13 protein-coding genes are annotated in these 16201 nt (G+C 68.2%); 7 read left to right on the top strand and 6 right to left on the bottom strand.

From position 1 onward, the window contains the following. The first annotated feature begins 9 nt into the window (after nucleotides 1–9). From ntrB to cobA, 6 genes are read left to right on the top strand one after another with little or no spacing between them, the layout of a single operon-like run. Nucleotides 10–912, top strand: coding sequence for a nitrate ABC transporter permease (ntrB, locus tag QT382_RS17720; protein WP_289255409.1), 903 nt, complete (start codon nucleotides 10–12; stop codon nucleotides 910–912). 59 nt (nucleotides 913–971) lie between these two features. Next, nucleotides 972–1739, top strand: a complete 768-nt coding sequence (locus QT382_RS17715; protein ID WP_502929920.1) for an ABC transporter ATP-binding protein — start codon at nucleotides 972–974, stop codon at nucleotides 1737–1739. Further along, entirely contained in the window at nucleotides 1733–4174 is a 2442-nt protein-coding gene (nirB, locus tag QT382_RS17710) for a nitrite reductase large subunit NirB (protein WP_289255407.1), read from the top strand. Before QT382_RS17715 ends, nirB begins: the two co-directional genes overlap by 7 nt. Beyond that, nucleotides 4171–4551: a nitrite reductase small subunit NirD gene (gene nirD, locus QT382_RS17705; RefSeq protein ID WP_289255406.1), complete on the top strand. Its 381-nt coding sequence runs from the start codon at nucleotides 4171–4173 to the stop codon at nucleotides 4549–4551. Before nirB ends, nirD begins: the two co-directional genes overlap by 4 nt. A 7-nt stretch (nucleotides 4552–4558) precedes the next feature. Continuing rightward, nucleotides 4559–7312 carry a nitrate reductase gene (locus QT382_RS17700; RefSeq protein ID WP_289255405.1) on the top strand — a complete coding sequence of 918 codons (2754 nt, stop codon included), beginning with the start codon at nucleotides 4559–4561 and terminating at the stop codon, nucleotides 7310–7312. Next, nucleotides 7309–8085 carry a uroporphyrinogen-III C-methyltransferase gene (gene cobA, locus QT382_RS17695; protein ID WP_289255404.1) on the top strand — a complete coding sequence of 259 codons (777 nt, stop codon included), beginning with the start codon at nucleotides 7309–7311 and terminating at the stop codon, nucleotides 8083–8085. The genes QT382_RS17700 and cobA overlap by 4 nt, the downstream gene beginning before the upstream one ends. Here the strand turns inward: cobA and QT382_RS17690 are convergent. From QT382_RS17690 to QT382_RS17680, 3 genes are all read right to left on the bottom strand, one after another. Continuing rightward, a complete protein-coding gene (locus QT382_RS17690) occupies nucleotides 8063–9598 on the bottom strand; it encodes a methyl-accepting chemotaxis protein (RefSeq protein WP_289255403.1) in 1536 nt (511 codons plus the stop codon). The genes cobA and QT382_RS17690 overlap by 23 nt on opposite strands. Before the next feature lie 94 nt (nucleotides 9599–9692). Continuing rightward, nucleotides 9693–11225, bottom strand: coding sequence for a methyl-accepting chemotaxis protein (locus QT382_RS17685; protein ID WP_289255402.1), 1533 nt, complete (start codon nucleotides 11223–11225; stop codon nucleotides 9693–9695). A gap of 13 nt (nucleotides 11226–11238) precedes the next feature. Next, on the bottom strand, nucleotides 11239–11712 hold the full coding sequence (locus QT382_RS17680; protein WP_289255401.1) for a cache domain-containing protein: 474 nt from the start codon (nucleotides 11710–11712) through the stop codon (nucleotides 11239–11241). Nucleotides 11713–11917: 205 nt separating this feature from the next. Here QT382_RS17680 and QT382_RS17675 point away from each other — a divergent pair, with 205 nt between their 5' ends. Next, nucleotides 11918–12685, top strand: coding sequence for a type III pantothenate kinase (locus tag QT382_RS17675; RefSeq protein ID WP_289255400.1), 768 nt, complete (start codon nucleotides 11918–11920; stop codon nucleotides 12683–12685). Nucleotides 12686–12699: 14 nt separating this feature from the next. Here the strand turns inward: QT382_RS17675 and QT382_RS17670 are convergent, their stop codons facing one another. From QT382_RS17670 to dksA, 3 genes are all read right to left on the bottom strand, one after another. After that, on the bottom strand, nucleotides 12700–13482 hold the full coding sequence (locus QT382_RS17670) for a potassium channel family protein (protein ID WP_289255399.1): 783 nt from the start codon (nucleotides 13480–13482) through the stop codon (nucleotides 12700–12702). A gap of 65 nt (nucleotides 13483–13547) precedes the next feature. Next, nucleotides 13548–15383: a hypothetical protein gene (locus tag QT382_RS17665; protein WP_289255398.1), complete on the bottom strand. Its 1836-nt coding sequence runs from the start codon at nucleotides 15381–15383 to the stop codon at nucleotides 13548–13550. A gap of 46 nt (nucleotides 15384–15429) precedes the next feature. After that, nucleotides 15430–16146, bottom strand: a complete 717-nt coding sequence (gene dksA, locus QT382_RS17660; protein ID WP_502929919.1) for an RNA polymerase-binding protein DksA — start codon at nucleotides 16144–16146, stop codon at nucleotides 15430–15432. Between the last annotated feature and the right edge of the window lie 55 nt (nucleotides 16147–16201).

The raw sequence follows: 16201 nt of genomic DNA, 5'->3' as shown, positions 1-16201 counted from the left end.
GAGTTCAGCATGGTCTCCGCAGTCTTTCATTCACCGCGCGAAGTGAGCGTCGTCGACGAGCCGGTGGCGCCTGCCGCCAAGCCCCGCGTGGCCGCCACGGCAGCGCCCGCGCTTCCGAAGAAGCCGCGCACGCCGATCGACTGGCGCGCCTTCTGGATGCGCGTCCTGCCACCCATCCTCGGCCTGGCCTTGCTGGTGGGCGTCTGGGGTCTGCTGACGCAAAAGGGCGGCAGCTTTCCCACGCCCGTTCAAACCTTCGATGCCGCCGTCAAGCTGTTTGCCGACCCGTTCTACAGCAAGGGACCGAACGACCAGGGCATAGGCTGGAACATCCTCAACTCGCTGCAGCGCGTGGGCCTGGGCTTCGGCCTGGCGGCCCTGGTGGGCATCCCGCTGGGCTTCATCATCGGCCGCTTCGAGTTCGCGAGCCGCATGGTCTCTCCGCTGATCAGCCTCCTGAAGCCGGTGTCGCCGCTGGCCTGGCTGCCGATCGGCCTGCTGGTGTTCAAGAGCGCCAACCCGGCGGCGATCTGGACCATCTTCATCTGCTCGATCTGGCCCATGGTCGTGAACACCGCGGTGGGCGTGCAGCGTGTGCCGCAGGACTACCTGAACGTGGCCCGCGTGCTCAAGCTCAGCGAATGGAAGGTGATCACGCGCATCCTGTTCCCGGCCGTCCTGCCCTATCTGCTGACCGGCGTGCGCCTGTCGGTGGGCACGGCCTGGCTGGTGATCGTGGCGGCCGAGATGCTGACAGGCGGCGTCGGCATCGGCTTCTGGGTCTGGGACGAGTGGAACAATCTCAACGTTCAGCACATCATCATCGCCATCTTCGTGATCGGCATCGTCGGCCTGGCCCTGGAGCAGCTGCTGATGCTCGTGGCCAAGCGCTTCAGCTTCAGCGAGGACTAAAGACCATGAGCACGACGAACAATGGCAGCAAACCCTTCGTGCTGGTGCAGGACGCCGAGATGGTGTTCACGAGCCGCAAGGGCCGGTTCCATGCGCTGCGCGAGATCAACCTCGAGGTGCAGCGCGGCGAGTTCATCACCCTGATCGGCCATTCGGGCTGTGGCAAGTCCACGCTCCTGAACCTGATCGCCGGCCTCCTGAGGCCCACGAGCGGCGGCCTGATCTGCGACGGCCGCGAGATTGCGGAGCCCGGCCCGGAGCGGGCCGTCGTGTTCCAGAACCATTCGCTGCTGCCCTGGCTCACGTGCTTCGAGAACGTGTACCTGGCGGTGGAGAGAGTTTTCGGTGCCGAGGAGACAAGAACCCAGCTGAAACAGCGCACCCAAGAGGCGCTGGAGCTGGTCGGCATGGGACATGCGGCCGCCAAGAAGCCGCAGGAAATTTCGGGCGGCATGAAGCAGCGCATAGGCATCGCCCGCGCGCTGGCCATGGAGCCCAAGGTCTTGCTGATGGACGAGCCCTTCGGCGCACTCGATGCGCTGACTCGCGCCAAGCTGCAGGACGAGCTCTTGAAGATCGTCGCCCGCACGCACAGCACGGTGGTGATGGTGACGCACGACGTGGACGAAGCCGTGCTGCTGTCGGACCGCATCGTGATGATGACCAACGGCCCGGCCGCCACCATAGGCGAGATCCTCAGCGTCGACCTGCCGCGGCCGCGCGACCGCGTGGCCCTGGCCGAGGACCCGGTCTACGTCCATGCCCGCAAGGCGGTGATCGACTTCCTCTACACCCGTCATGCCCATGTGGAGGCCCTGCCATGCTGATGAAATCCAGAAAGCAGAAGCTGGTGATGGTGGGCAACGGCATGGCCGGCGTGCGCACGCTGGAAGAGCTGCTGAAGATCGCACCCGAGCTCTACGACATCACGGTCTTCGGCGCCGAGCCGCATCCCAACTACAACCGCATCCTCTTGAGCCCGGTGCTGGCCGGCGAGCAGACGCTGGACGAGATCATCCTCAACCCGCTGGACTGGTATGCGGACAACGGCATCACGCTTCACCTGGGCAAGAAGGTCACGCAGATCGACCGGGTCAAGCGGCGCGTGATTGCCGAAGACGGCACCGAGGCCGACTACGACCGGCTGCTGATCGCCACCGGCTCCAGCCCCTTCATCCTGCCCGTGCCCGGCAAGGAGCTGGACGGGGTGATCGCCTACCGCGACATCGCCGACACCAACACCATGATCGAGGCGGCGACCAGGTACCGGCATGCGGTTGTCATCGGTGGCGGCCTGCTCGGACTGGAAGCGGCCAACGGCCTGATGCTGCGCGGCATGCAGGTGACCGTGGTCCATATCGCGCCCTGGCTGATGGAGCGCCAGCTGGACGACCAGGCCGGCGGGCTCCTGCGCCAGTCGCTGCAGGACCGCGGCCTGAAGTTCATGCTGGGCGCCCAGACCCAGGCCCTGATCCCCGACAAGGACGGCCGCGTCATGGCGTTGCAGTTCAAGGACGGCCAGGAGATTCCGGCCGACCTGGTGGTGATGGCCGCCGGTATCCGCCCCAACACCCAGCTGGCCGAAAGCGCCGGCCTGCTGGTCAACCGCGGCATCGTCGTCAGCGACACGCTGCAAACGGTCACCGACCCGCGCATCTACGCGGTGGGCGAATGCGCTGCGCATCGCGGCATCGCCTATGGCCTGGTGGCGCCGCTGTTCGAGCAGGGCAAGGTTTGCGCCACGCACCTGGCCGAGTTCGGCATAGGCCGCTACCAGGGCTCGCAGACCTCGACCAAGCTCAAGGTCACCGGCATCGACCTGTTCTCGGCCGGCGACTTCATGGGCGGCGAGGGCACGGAGGAGATCGTGATGAGCGACCCCTTCGGCGGGGTCTACAAGAAACTGGTGATCAAGGACGACAAGCTGGTTGGCGCCTGCCTGTACGGCGACACGGTGGACGGCAGCTGGTACTTCAAGCTCTTGCGCGAGGGCCGCAAGATCGCCGACATCCGCGACAAGCTGATGTTCGGCGAATCCAACATCGGCGACGTGGGCCACCAGGGCCACAACAAGGCTGCCGCGATGGCTGACACCGATGAGGTCTGCGGCTGCAACGGCGTCAGCAAGGGCAGCATCTGCAAGGCGATCAAGGACAAGGGCCTGTTCACGCTGGAAGAGGTGCGCAAGCACACCAAGGCCAGCGCCAGCTGCGGCTCCTGCACCGGCCTGGTGGAGCAGCTCCTGATGTTCACGGCCGGCGGCGACTACTCGGCCACGCCCAAAAAGAAGGCGATGTGCGGCTGCACCGACCTGAGCCACCAGGACGTGCGCGACGCCATCTTCAAGGAGCACATCACCAGCCTGGCCTCGGCCTACGAGAAGCTGGCCTGGAAGACGCCCAACGGCTGCTCCAGCTGCCGGCCAGCGCTGAACTACTACCTGATCTCCAGCTGGCCCAAGGAAGCTCAGGACGATCCGCAGGCCCGCTTCATCAACGAGCGCAGCCACGCGAACATTCAGAAAGACGGGACCTACTCGGTGATACCGCGCATGTGGGGCGGCGAGACCACGGCCGATGAGCTGCGGCGCATCGCCAATGCGGTCGACAAGTACAAGATCCCCACGGTCAAGGTCACCGGCGGCCAGCGCATCGACTTGCTGGGGGTGAAGAAGGAAGACCTGGTCAATGTCTGGAAGGACATAGGCATGCCCTCGGGCCATGCGTATGCGAAGGCGCTGCGCACGGTCAAGACCTGCGTGGGATCCGAATGGTGCCGCATGGGCACGCAGGATTCGACGCAGATGGGCAAGGACCTGGAGCGGGCCATGTGGCGCATGTATGCGCCGCACAAGGTCAAGTTCGCCGTGTCGGGCTGCCCGCGCAACTGCGCCGAGGCCGGCATCAAGGACGTGGGCATCATCGGCGTGGACTCGGGCTGGGAGATGTACGTCGCCGGCAACGGCGGCATCAAGACCGAGGTGGCGCATTTCTTCACCAAGCTGAAGACGGCCGAGGAGGTGCTGGAGTACACCGGCGCCTTCATGCAGCTGTACCGCAAGGAAGGCTGGTATCTGGAGCGCACAGTCCACTACGTGTCGCGCGTGGGCCTGGACCATGTGAAGGCCCGCATCCTCGATGACCACGAGGGCCGCAAGAAGCTCTGGGCCGAGCTGCAGTTCGCGCTGGACGGCGAGCCCGATCCCTGGTTCGAGTTCGACAAGGCCAAGGTGGATCTTCGCCAGTTCGAGGTGCTGACATGAGTGATTGGAAGACGATCTGCGCGGTCGAGGACATCCCGCCGCTGGGCTCGCGCCGCGTGCAGCGCGCCAAGGGTCCGCAGGTGGCGCTGTTCCGCACGGCGGACGACCAGGTGTTTGCGCTGCTGGACCGTTGCCCGCACAAGGCCGGCCCGCTGAGCCAGGGCATCGTGTTCGGCAAGGCCGTGGCCTGTCCGCTGCACAACTGGACCATAGGCCTGGACACCGGCTGCGCCCGTGAGCCCGATGAGGGCAGTACGCCGAAGTTCGCGGTCCGTATCGAGGCCGGTCAGGTGCAGCTGGACCAGCAGGAGCTGGACACCATCGCCACCGAGCTGGAGCCGGTCAAGGCCGGCCCCTGCACTCGCGCCCATTGCTGAGGCTGCGATGACCGAGACACGCTCGACCTGTCCCTACTGCGGTGTCGGCTGTGGCGTGATCATCGAGAGCGAGGGGGCGCAGATCACCGGCGTGCGCGGCGATCCCGGGCATCCGGCCAACTTCGGCCGGCTCTGCACCAAGGGCTCGACCCTGCACCTGACGGCCGCGCCCCTGACGCTGCAGCGCCGCCTGTTGCAGCCGGCCTGGCGCGCCGCGCGCGGTGCCAAGGCCGAGCCGCTGGGCTGGGACGAGGTCAATGTCCGCATCGCCGACAAGCTGGCCTCGGTGCGCCTGCACCACGGACCGGATGCGATCGCCTTCTATGTCTCGGGCCAGCTGCTGACCGAGGACTACCACGCGTTCAACAAGCTGGCGCGGGCCCTGGTCGGCACCAACAACATCGACTCCAACTCGCGGCTGTGCATGAGCTCGGCCGTGGTCGGCTACAAGCAGACGCTCGGCGCCGATGCGCCGCCGTGCAGCTACGAGGATGTCGAGCAGACCGACTGCCTGTTCATCGCCGGCAGCAACACGGCCTGGGCCCATCCGGTGCTGTTCCGCCGCATCGAGGCGGCGCGCGAGGCGAGGCCGGCGATGAAGATCATCGTGGCCGACCCGCGCCGCACCGAGACCGCCGAGTTCGCCGACCTGCATCTGCAGATCCGGCCCGGCAGCGACGTGGCCCTGTTCCAGGGCCTGCTGCATGCCTGCATCTGGGAAGGCTGGCTGGACCAGGACTTCATCGCCGCCCATACCGAGGGCTTCGCGGCGCTGAAGGACGAGGTGCGCGACATGACGCCGCGCGAGGCGGCGCGCATCTGCGGCATCGCCGAGGCCGACCTGCTGCAGGCGGCGCGCTGGATCGCCAAGTCGCCTTCTGCGCTGTCGCTGTACTGCATGGGCCTGAACCAGAGCACCAGCGGCACGGCCAAGAACACGGCCCTGATCAATCTGCACCTGGCCACCGGCCAGATCGGCCGGGCCGGCGCCGGGCCGTTCTCGCTGACCGGCCAGCCCAATGCCATGGGCGGCCGCGAGACCGGCGGCATGGCCAGCCTGCTGCCCGGCCACCGCGACCCGGCCAAGCCGCAGCACCGGGCCGAGGTGGCGCGGATCTGGGGCGTTGAAGGCCTTCCCGAGACGCCGGGCAAGACCGCGGTCGAGCTGTTCGAGGCGGCGGCGCGGGGCGAGATCAAGGTCCTGTGGATAGCCTGCACCAACCCGGCCCAGTCCCTGCCCGATCAGGACCTGGTGCGCCGCGCGCTGGAACGCTGCGAACTGGTCGTCCTGCAGGAGGCCTTTGCCGATACCGCCACGGCCGCCTATGCCGACGTGCTGCTGCCGGCGGCGAGCTGGGGCGAGAAGGAGGGCACGGTCACCAACAGCGAGCGCCGCATCAGCCGCGTGCGCGTCGCCGTGCCGGCGCCGGGCGAGGCGAGGGCGGACTGGCGCATCGTCCGCGATGTGGCCCGCGAGCTGGAACAACTGCTGCGGCCCGGCCTGCCCAGCCTCTTCGGTGCCGAGCGGGCCGAGCAGCTGTGGCTGGAGCACCGCGAGGCCACGCGCGGCCGCGACCTCGACATCACCGGCCTCAGCTACCGCCTGCTCGACGAGAAGGGGCCGCAGCAATGGCCCTTCCCGGAGGGCGCTACCGAGGGCAAGAGCCGGCTCTACGAGGACGGCCGCTTCGCCACCGCCGATGGCCGCGCCCGCTTCGTCGTGCGGCCCTACCGGCCGGCGCTCGATGTCGTCGACGCGGCCTATCCCTTCGCGCTCAGCACCGGCCGGCTGCGCGACCAGTGGCATGGCATGAGCCGGACCGGTTTGCTGGGCCGCTTGTTCGCCCATGAGTCGCGTCCGCTGCTGCGCATGAATCCCGCCGACATGGGGCGTCGTGGCCTGGCCGACGGCGACTTTGTACGCCTGCGCTCGCGGCGCGGCGAGCTGAACCTGATGCTCGCCGCCGACGATGCCATCGCCGCGCAGCAGGCCTATGTGGCCATGCACTGGGGCGAGGAGTTCGTCTCGGGCCGCGGCGCGCAGGGCCAGGCGCTGCGCGGCATCAACGCGGTGACCCAGGGCGCCTTCTGCCCCGATTCGCGCCAGCCAGAGCTGAAGTTCGCCGCGGTCTCGGTCGAGCGCCTGAACCTGCCCTGGCGCCTGTCGGCCTCGGCATGGGGCCCGGCCGGCCATGGCTTGCGGGCGCTGATGAGCGAGCTGGACTATGCGCATTGCCTGCCGATCGCGGGGCCGGAAGGTCTGGAAGGCTGGCGCTTCGAGGCGGCCCATGGCGAGGCGATTCCGGCCGAGCTCCTGCAGCGCTTCGCGGCGGTGCTGGGCCTGGACCGTGCCGGCGCACTGCGCTATGCCGACAGCCGCCGCGGCCGTCTGCGCCTGCTGCGTCTCGACGAATCCGGCCAGCGGCTGGACAGCCTGCTGACCGTGGGCGAGGGCGGCGAGGGCGGCTGGCTGCACCAGCTCTGGCTGGAGGCCGGTGCCGTGGCCCCGCATGGCCGACGCCTGCTGGCACCGGAGTCCGCCGGTGCGGCGCAAGACCTGGCCCCGGCCAGTCCGCAGGTCTGCAACTGCTTCGACGTGCGCGAAGACCGCATCAAGGCCAGGCTGGCCGCCTGCAGTGGCGCACCGGCGGAGCGGCTCAAGCAGCTGCAGGGCGAGCTGCGCTGCGGTACGCAATGCGGCTCCTGTCTGCCGGCGCTGCGCCGGCTGGTCGATCAAGTGCCTGAGGAGGTGACGACATGAACGCAAGCATTCCCACGGTCAGCCTGGTCGGTGCCGGTCCCGGCGATCCGGAGCTGCTGACCGTCCGCGCGCTCAAGCGCCTGCAGGAGGCCGACGTGGTGCTGACGGACGATCTGGTTGATGCGCGCGTGCTGGCCTTGCTGCGTCCGGAGACCCGGGTGCTGCGCGTCGGCAAGCGCGGCGGCTGCATCTCGACGGAGCAGCGTTTCATCCACGAACTGATGATCCGCGAGGCTCGCAGCGGCGCACGGGTCGTTCGCCTGAAGGGCGGCGATCCTTTTGTCTTTGGCCGTGGCGGCGAAGAGGTGACGGCGCTGCGCGAGGCCGGCATCGAGGTCGAGGTGGTGTCCGGACTGACTGCCGGCATCGCGGCGCCGGCCAGCATTGGCATCCCGGTCACCGATCGTCGCCATGCGCCCGGCGTGGCCTTCGTCACCGGCCACAGGCAGGACGGAGAGGACGCGCCGGACTGGGCGGCCCTGGCCCGCTCGGGCCTGAGCCTGGTGATCTACATGGGCCTGGCGCGGGCCGAGGAACTGGTGGCCTCGCTGCGCGCCGGTGGCCTGGACCCTCGCACCCCGGCCGCGGTCATCGCTGCCGCCCACACGGCGCAGCAGCGCCAGGCGATCTGCACCTTGGAGAGCCTGCCGGCGACGCTGAAGTCGCAGCGCATCGCCAGCCCGGCCATCCTGGTGATAGGCACGGTGGTGAACGAGGCCTGGCAGGTCGAAACGCTGCCGGGGCTTCAGCTCAGCGCAGTCGGAAGCTGCTGACCACGTCGGACAGGCGGACCGCCTGGTCCTTCAGCGACTCGGCGGCCGCGGCGCTCTCTTCGACCAGGGCCGCGTTCTGCTGCGTCATCTGGTCCAGCTGGTTGATGGCCTCGTTGACATGACCTATGCCCTGGCTCTGCTCCACCGTGCTGGCACTGATCTCGGCAATGATGTCGGTCACGCGCTGCACGCTGGCCACGATCTCGTTCATCGTGGAGCCGGCGTCCTGGACCAGGCGGCTGCCGGCCTCGACCTTGTCCACGCTGGTGTCGATCAGCGACTTGATCTCCTTGGCCGCACCGGCCGAGCGCTGGGCCAGCGAGCGCACCTCTGAAGCCACGACCGCAAAGCCGCGGCCCTGTTCGCCGGCACGCGCCGCCTCGACGGCGGCGTTCAGCGCCAGGATGTTGGTCTGGAAGGCGATCGAGTCGATCACGCCGATGATGTCGGCGATCTTCTTGGAGCTGCTGTTGATCTCTTCCATGGTCGAGACCACCTGGCCGACCACCTCGCCGCCGCGCTGAGCCACCTGCGCAGCACTGCCGGCCAACTGGTTGGCGGTGCGGGCGCTGTCGGCGCTTTGCTGCACGGTGCCGGTCAGCTCACCCATGGAGTTGGCGGTCTTCTGCAGGTTGGAGGCGGTCTGCTCGGTGCGCTGGCTCAGGTCCAGGTTGCCCGAGGCGATCTCGGCGCTGGCGGTCTGGATGCTGTCGGCGCTGTGGCGCACCGATCCGACCATGCGATTCAGCGAGTCCTGCATGCCGGACAGCGCGCCCAGCAGCTGGCCGATCTCGTCGGCGCGCTCCACGCGGATCTCCTGGCTGAGGTCGCCTTCGCCGATCCGCTGGGCCTGGGCCGCGGCCTGCTCCAGCGGCACCACCACCGAACGGGCCAGGAAATGCGTGGCCACGCCCATCATCGCGACCAGGGCCAGCATCACCACGGCCACCAGCCAGACCGTGCGCATGCGCTCGGCCGTGGCGGCATCGCGCAATGCGTCGGAGCGCTGCTGCTGGAGCTTGACGAAGTCCTGCTGGGCGTCGAGGTAGCTCTTCAGGGCCGGCATCAGGCGGTCCTTGAGCAGGGTCGAGGCCGCGGCCGTGTCACCGCCAGCCTTGAGCTTGGTGACCTCGCCCCGGACCTCGATGTAGGCCTTGCGGGCTTCGGCAATGCGGGCCATGGCTGCCTTCTCATCGGGCTCGGTCGCCAGTTCTTCCAGCTTCTTCTGGATCTCCGAGATGGCGGCCGTCGTGGCTTCCATCTCGGGCTTGAACGTAGCGCTGACGCTGGGGTCGCTGGACAGTATGCCGGCCACGGCCCGCGTGGCATTGGTCTCGGTCTGGCCTCGCCAGCGCAGCGACAGCTCGAATTTCTGCTGCTGCTGGGCCTGGATGCTGCGCGCATGTTCGGCCAGGCCCTGGGTGCGCATGGCCGAGCCGGCGGTCATCAGCAGCACGATCACGAAAAGGGCGGCCACGGGCAACCACAGCTTGTTGCGGACGGACAGCGTCATTCAAAGCTCCTGCACCAATTTGGGCTCGGTTATACAACGACCCTGGTGCGGCGGCCGCCGCAGCTCGCACCGCGGCGCCCTGCTGGTGCGGGCTTCAGCGCAGCCGGAAGCCGCCGACCACGTCGGACAGGCGGACCGCCTGGTCCTTCAGCGACTCGGCGGCCGCGGCGCTTTCCTCGACCAGGGCCGCGTTCTGCTGCGTCATCTGGTCCAGCTGGTTGACCGCCTCGTTGACCTGGGCAATGCCCTGGCTCTGCTCCACCGTGCTGGCGCTGATCTCGGCAATGATGTCGGTCACGCGCTGCACGCTGGCCACGATCTCGTTCATCGTGGAGCCGGCGTCCTGGACCAGGCGGCTGCCGGCCTCGACCTTGTCCACGCTGGTGTCGATCAGCGACTTGATCTCCTTGGCCGCACCGGCCGAGCGCTGGGCCAGCGAGCGCACCTCTGAAGCCACGACCGCAAAGCCGCGGCCCTGCTCGCCGGCACGCGCCGCCTCGACGGCGGCGTTCAGCGCCAGGATGTTGGTCTGGAAGGCGATCGAGTCGATGACGCCGATGATGTCGGCGATCTTCTTGGAGCTGCTGTTGATCTCCTCCATGGTCGAGACCACCTGGCCGACCACCTCGCCGCCGCGCTGAGCGACTTGCGCCGCGCTGCCGGCCAGCTGGTTGGCGGTGCGGGCGCTGTCGGCGCTTTGCTGCACGGTGCCGGTCAGCTCACCCATGGAGTTGGCTGTCTGCTGCAGGTTGGAGGCCGCATGCTCGGTGCGCTGGCTCAGGTCCTGGTTGCCGGAGGCGATCTCGGCGCTGGATTGCTGGATCGAGCTGGAAGACTCACGCACCGTGCGCAGCGAGCTGCTGAGCTGCGTGCACATGCTGTGCAGCGAACGGATCAGGTCGCCGACCTCGTCGGTCCTGTCGCTGCGGGCGTCCACCGTCAGGTCGCCATCGGCCACTGCATCGGCCAGGCTGCCGGCGCGCTTGAGGTCGACAACGATCTGGCGCTGCATGCGCCAGCTCAGCCAGATGGCGGCACCGGCCGCGATCACGCCGACCAGGGCCATGAACAGCGTGGTGTTGCGGTTGCGCTGGCTCGAGGCATCGGCCACGGACTCGGCCGCCTGCTCGTCGTGGGCCACGACGCGGCCCAGGGCCGTCTTCAGCGCCTCGTGCGCGGCGTCCGCCTGCTGCATGGCGGCGATGCCGGTGTTGGGATCGACCGTGGCCAGGTCGATGGCCACATCGGCGGCCTTGGCGTAGGCGTCCAGCGCCTTGGACGAGGCCGCCATGGCTTCACGCATCGCGGCATCGGCGTCGGCGCCTACCGTGGCTTCCAGCGTGCGCTTGACGCCGGCCAGCTGGTTGCCCAGCTCACCGCGTATGGACTTGACCTTCGCATCGTCCAGCGAAGCCACCAGGCCCACGGTCCGGTAGGCGGCGACATGGACCTGCCCCAGCTGGAACTGGACCGAGGCCAGGGTCTTGTAGCGGTCCTGGGCGACGCCGGCCTGGGTCTGCATCCGGCCCGCCTCGCGGCCTATCAGCACGGCATTGACCAGACCCGCCGACAGGGCCACGACGGCCGTCAGCACCGGTGCCAGGAGGAGCTTGGTGGCTAGCTTCATCGGGGCTCGCGGCTTACTTGTAGATGCCGCCGCAGACCACGGTTTCTTCCAGTCGTTCGCAGTACATGGACTTGGGCTCGATCTTCTTGTTCTCGGGATTGGTGAACTTGTAGTCCTGCCAGAACGTGGGCTTGGCCTTGGCCATGTCCACGCGTTCCTTGACGAAGGCCTTGCCGTCTATGTCCTTCAGCTCGATCAGGTTGCGGCCCACCTGCTTCTCGTTGGCGCCATGCGCATGAACGGTGCCGTCCAGTCCGTAGACCACGAGGTAGAGATCCTGGTAGCGGAACTGGCCGGTCTTGCTGGTGATCTCGGCATAGCCCTTGTCCTTGCCGTTGGCCTTGATGAAGGCCACGCCCTTCTTGACCATGGCGATGGCCTGGTCGGGCGTCGCGCCTCCGTCGGCCGCGCCGGCGGTGGTCGTGCCCAGTGCCGTGAACAGCGCGGCCAGGATCAGGCGGGTGCGAAACGTACGGGCATGCGGCATGGCAATGTCTCCATCGTTGGTGGGCGGGCGCTGGAGCCTTTGCCGACGCCGGCCTGGGTTGGGGTCGCGGCCCATTCTCTGCACAAGCTCTCGGACTTGGCAAGCCGTGGCTGCGGAACGCCGACGCGGGATTCCACTGACCGTGAGCCGGGCACGGCGTCGGCGGACCCTGGTACGCTGCACCCCGATTCGACCCTTATCCGCAATGAGTTTCCTGGCCATCGACATAGGCAATACCCGGCTCAAGTGGGCGCTCTATGCGTCCCCCCAGCCCGGCGCCGTCCTGGTCCAGCACGGGGCGGTGTTCCTCGAGAACATCGACCGACTGGCAGAGACCGAGTGGGCCCAGCTGCCCACGCCGCACAGCATGCTGGGCTGCAATGTGGCCGGCGATTCGGTGCGCCGCCGTGTCGAGGAACAGCTGGAGCTGTGGGACCTGGAAACGCGCTGGATCGTGTCCAGCTCCCATGCCGGCGGCATCAGCAATGGCTACGACCACCCGGGCCGCCTGGGCACCGACCGCTTTGTCGCGCAGATAGGCGCGCGCTCGCTGCTGCAGCGCCGCGGCCAGCACCGGCCGCTGCTGGTGGTGATGGTGGGCACGGCCGTGACCGTCGATGCGGTCGATGCGGAAGGGCATTTCCTCGGCGGCCTGATCCTGCCCGGCCACGGCATCATGCTGCGAGCCCTGGAAGGCGGCACGGCCGGCTTGCGTGTGCCAACGGGTGAAGTGAGCGAATTTCCCACCAACACCTCGGATGCGCTGACCAGCGGCGGCACCTATGCGATCACGGGGGCCATCGAGCGCATGCACAGGCATCTGCAGCGCAGGACCGGCCAGCAGCCGCTCTGCCTGATGACCGGTGGTGCCGGCTGGAAGGTCGCGCCGGCGCTGGAACTCGAGCACGAGCTGCACGAGTCGCTGATCTTCGACGGCATCCTGGCGCTGCAGGCGCAGCGGCTGGCGCTCTAGGGATCGATCGGGATTCAGGCGTCCAGCCGCTCGCGCAGCGCCTGAATCTCCTGCCTCAATTCGCGCACCTGGCCGTGCAGGTCACGCAGGATGTCACGCTCCACCTCGCGTTCGGTGGATTCGACCCAGCGCGCCGCGATCGCAGCGGTCACCAGCGAAAGCACCGCATAGCCCAGCAGCACGACAAAGACCGCGAAGATCCGCGCCGCCGGAGTGGTCGGCACCAGGTCGCCGTAGCCCACGGTGGCGGCCGTGGTGAATGCCAGCCACAAGCCTTCGCCCAGTCCCTTTACCCTGGGCTCCAGCGCCCAGAAGCCGACACCGCTGAACAGCAGCACCGCCAGCGAGAGCAGCAGCAGATAGGGGAGGCCGCCGCGTGTGACCCAGGACTTGATCGCCCAGATGATGCGCGCCAGCGTCAGAAACGCCACCAGCAGCCGGGCCGCCAGTGCCGCATGCGAGTCAATGCTGGGCGGCAGCGTCGCGGCCAGCAGCAGGCCAACGATCAGGATCAGGTCCATCAGGTTGTTGCGCCAGTAGTTCAGCGCCTCGCCGCTGTGCCTGGCCAGATGCAGGCCCGCCACGGCCATCAGTGCGGCCGCGCCCGCATAGATGGCCACGGCGAGGGGCGTCGGCAGGTTCTCCAGCAACTCGATGTAGAAGGCCGGGATGGTGCAAAGCAAGGCGGCCAGAAGGGGCCAGCGCCAACGGTCGGCGATCTGGTGGGCGCGCGAGTTCCCCGGCGTCTCGGCGGGCAACCAACCCCAGCGGCGGATCCGATGCCGGCTTGTCGTCATCCGCCCAGACTAAGCGCGACGCCTGGCCTGCGCCTTGATATTGCGCAGGCAGCAATGGGTTCCGACTAGACCTGTCGGACCTTCACGCGGGCATGCTCGTTGATGCCCATGGCGCCGAAGAACAGAGCGACCAGGCGATGGGCCTCGACGAAGATCACGGCGCGGTTCTCGCTGCGGCGGGTCAGCACCCAGTTCAGCAGGTCGCCGGCGGCCATGAAGTCCAGGCGTATCAGCAGCGGGCAGTGGATCAGCACCGTGGTCGAGGCGCCCAGCTGGCTGCTCAGGGTCTTCAGCGTCTCGGTGATGTCGCCGCTGAGCTGGCCGCTCAGCTCCAGCTGCACATGGGCCGGCAGCTGGGCCATCTCGGTGATCTGCGATTCCATGAACGAGGTCGTGGGCTCGCCGCCATGCACCGTGGTGGGTGGCATGCCGGCGGTGGACAGCGACTGGCCGCCGACGCGCACGCGGCACTTGGTCGGCTCCCACGAAGGCGGTGAGACCTCGTAGGTCACGCAGTAGTCGATGGCGGCTTCGTCGAACTGGTCGGGCCGGTTCACCAGGCGCAAGGCTTCCAGGCGCAGCATCCAAAACGCGGCATCGGTATCGCGCACGGCCACCGGCGCCAGGTCCTTGAGCTGCTGCAGGAACTGGTCGCCCGACATCCAGCGAATGTCCAGCGGCTGGCCGGCCCAACTGCGGAACAGCTCGCGCAGCCGGCTGGCGCTGTCGGCATCGAGGCTGCGCAGCTCGCTCCAGTCCAGTACCCAGGGCAGGGGCATCATCTGGCAGCGCTGCTCCAGCTTGATGATGGCTTCTATGTTCAGCTGCTCGGGGGCGGTCCAGCTGACGCCGCCGGCCTTGGCATGCGGCACCTTCTCGCTGCGGGCGGCCTCGGCCACCAGCTTGGGCATGGAGAAATACTGCGGCGCCGAGAGGCCGAACTGCTGGGCATATTCGTTGGCCAGCGTCTCGAACTTGGCGGCCTGGCCGGTGGCGCGGTACAGGTCGAACAGCACCAGCCAGGTCTCGGCATGCAGGTTGCGCGGACCGCCGGCCTTGGTCAGCTCGACCAGGTCGCGTTCGCAGCTGTCGTAATCGGCATTGGCGAAAGCGATGACGGCGTTGTCCAGCTCGGCATCGTGGACCAGCTCGGCCGGCTCGGCCGGCGCCGACACGGGCGGCGGCATCGGCAACTCGGGGCCGGGCGGTGCGGCCACAACGGGCGGCGGCGGGGCCGGATGGTGCTCGGCGGCCTTGAAGCTCAGGCTGGGCTCGACATCGAAATGCAGGTCGGGCAGGCGGCTGGGCGCACCATTGGACGGCGGCGACATGCCAGCGCCCATGGTTGCGGCGGCGGCCGGCGGTGGCGCCACCAGGCGCTGGGCCTCCTCGGGCGGCGAGAACTCGCTGACACGGCCCTCGGCGGGCGGCGGCTCGGTGGTCGTCGAGGCGAAATGGATGGGGCGGGTGCTGGTCTCGAAGAAGCCGGGCGGGTGGGCCGCCTGCTGAGGGGGCGCACCGGTGTAGCCCTCGCCGGCCATCTGCTGCTCGATCTGGTCGATCTTGGCCTTGAGGCCCTGCTCCAGCTTGGAATCGATGCCGCTGTTGCGGGCCCCGCTGCCGCGCTCCATCTCGTCTATTCGCGACGAGGAGCCGCCCAGGGCGGCCAGCTGCTCGGGGGTCAGGCCTTCGCGGCGGATGCGCCGCAGCATGTCCAGCTCGCGCTTGCGGACGAAGTCGTTGCGCCGCTTGCGCTCCACCATGGCCCGGAGCTCGGCCTTGGCCGCATCGGCCTCCGGGTCGTCCTGGCGGGAATTCAGCTCGGCCCAGTCGGTCGTGGGGTTGGCCACGAAGCGCGCGACCTTGCGGAAGAAGCTTTCACCGTCTTTCGGGGCAGTCATGCGCGCGGGGTCGTCGAGCGTTTGGGGATGGCTGGTTTCCTGGTCGTCAGTCGCCGAACATCTTCTGCTTGAGCTCGCGACGCTGCTGGGCTTCCAGCGACAGCGTGGCGGTCGGGCGGGCGATCAGTCGGCCCAGGCCGATGGGTTCGCCGGTCTCGTCGCAGTAGCCGTATTCGCCGGTGTCCAGGCGGGCCAGCGATTGCATGATCTTCTTCAGCAGCTTGCGCTCGCGGTCGCGGGTGCGCAGCTCCAGGGCATGCTCTTCTTCGATCGTGGCGCGGTCCGCGGGGTCCGGCACGATGGAGGTGTCTTCGCGCAGGTGCTCGGTGGTCTCGCCGGCATTCGACAGCACGCCTTCGCGCAGCTCGTTGAGCTTGGCGCGGAAGAACTCGATCTGCTTGTCGTTCATGTATTCCGACTCGGGCATGGCCAGCACTTCGGCGTCGCTCAGGTCCTTGCCTGCCTTGGTCTTCCAGGCATTGGCCAGCTTGGGGTCGGCCTTGACGGGGGTACGGGGACTTTCGATCACGGGACTACTCATTTGACGCGTTGGCGGCTTCGGGGGAGCGAATCGTTCGGCGAACCGGCTGTTGCCTGCGGCCGGTGCGACAGCTTCTTCTTCAACGGCGACGGCAACTGCCTTGGCCTTGGAGGTCTTGGCGGCCGGCCGGCCCGCAGCGCTTGCTGTCGGCGCGGCGGTGGGTTTCGGGGCCGTGGTCTTGCTCACTGTCGTCTCCTCGCTAGGGACTTTATACCTGCTCAGCCGGGCCGGTTGGCATTTGTAAGCGGCTTTTGCCACCTAGGTTGCCAGGTTCGGG

This window comes from Pelomonas sp. SE-A7 (assembly GCF_030345705.1).
Classification (GTDB): Bacteria; Pseudomonadota; Gammaproteobacteria; order Burkholderiales; family Burkholderiaceae_C; genus JAUASW01.
The sequence above is the reverse complement of the archived record's forward strand: the minus strand, read 5'-3'. Positions and strand labels throughout refer to the sequence as shown.